This is a genomic window from Reichenbachiella sp. (genome assembly GCF_039941815.1).
GTDB lineage: Bacteria > Bacteroidota > Bacteroidia > Cytophagales > Cyclobacteriaceae > Reichenbachiella.
Genome location: NZ_JBDVDW010000016.1, coordinates 1 through 1,052, shown reverse-complemented (window position 1 = coordinate 1,052; position 1,052 = coordinate 1). Strand labels below are relative to the sequence as shown.

Here is a 1,052-nt window from a genome sequence, read left to right as displayed (position 1 = left end):
CGGGGGTCCATAGTTAATGGGACCAAATTTTGTCAGAAAAAATAGGTAAATATATAGGTTTTATGTATATCATAGGTCCTATTAACTATGGACACCCGTAATAGTCGATTGATATTTTATCCCTGTAGCTCAGTAGGTATATTCCTTCACATATGTGAGTTCCACTCTCTATTGCTTTGCCACACGGGCACACCTGTGCATCTACTTCCTTCTTCTCCCGCCTACTGGTATACCTCTTTCTTCTTTCTGGCAGGTTTAGGTCCCCCAGACGAAAGCGCACTTTCAGCGTTTTCGATAAGTCCACTGGGTCGTGCAAATACGTTTTCATTCCTATCTCTTCGCTTCATCCCCCCGTATATCTCTTAAGTGTCTTTCCGATTTCACCTTGTGTTTTCGCGCTAGCCTTTCCCTTCTTTCTATCCTTTCTTCTACTTCTTGCCTTGAATCTCCCAAACTTCCTGGCGGACATCATCTCTTCTTGGTTCCCCCCTATATCCTTCCATACTTTCTCAACTACGCCATCCCACCTTATTCCAGCTCGCCCTCTTTGTTACTTTCTCCCATACAGCTCTATCAACTATGGCTGGCAACCTCTTTTTTGGCATGTTTCTTACTTTATATTGCCAGTTCAACTTTCTCATGTCTCTATTTGTCTTGAGTGGGCGCATTCCCAGTTCTGCTCTTAATACTGTATTACTAGTCGTACTTGAGCATCTTAGGATTTTTTTAGCTGCTGTCATTTGTACTGTTTCCAACTGTTTTACGAGTTTCGCGTTCCCTTCCCATACTTCTCCTGCATATTCTAGCTTTGGTACTATCACATTCATCAAGATACATCTCTTAATCCTAGTGTCAAGGTTCGGGTCTGTTAGGATCGCATCCATCTTGCCTACTTGTGCTTTACCCTTTCCTATTACTTTTGCTATATGTGTATCCCAAGAGCAGTCTTTTGAGATCTCTACGCCAAGGTACGTATACTGGTCTACAATCGGCAATCCAACCTTCCCCACGTCCATCTGAAATTTACCGGGTTCACCTTATCTTCCACTACT

Annotated in this window: 2 protein-coding genes; both read right to left on the bottom strand. The window is 42.9% G+C overall.

What is annotated here, in order from left to right:
* Positions 1–221 precede the first annotated feature (221 nt).
* Positions 222–347 carry a hypothetical protein gene (locus tag ABJF11_RS02770; RefSeq protein WP_348117910.1) on the bottom strand — a complete coding sequence of 42 codons (126 nt, stop codon included), beginning with the start codon at positions 345–347 and terminating at the stop codon, positions 222–224.
* Between the two features lie 162 nt (positions 348–509).
* Positions 510–1,016, bottom strand: coding sequence for a hypothetical protein (locus ABJF11_RS02765; RefSeq protein ID WP_348117909.1), 507 nt, complete (start codon positions 1,014–1,016; stop codon positions 510–512).
* Between the last annotated feature and the right edge of the window lie 36 nt (positions 1,017–1,052).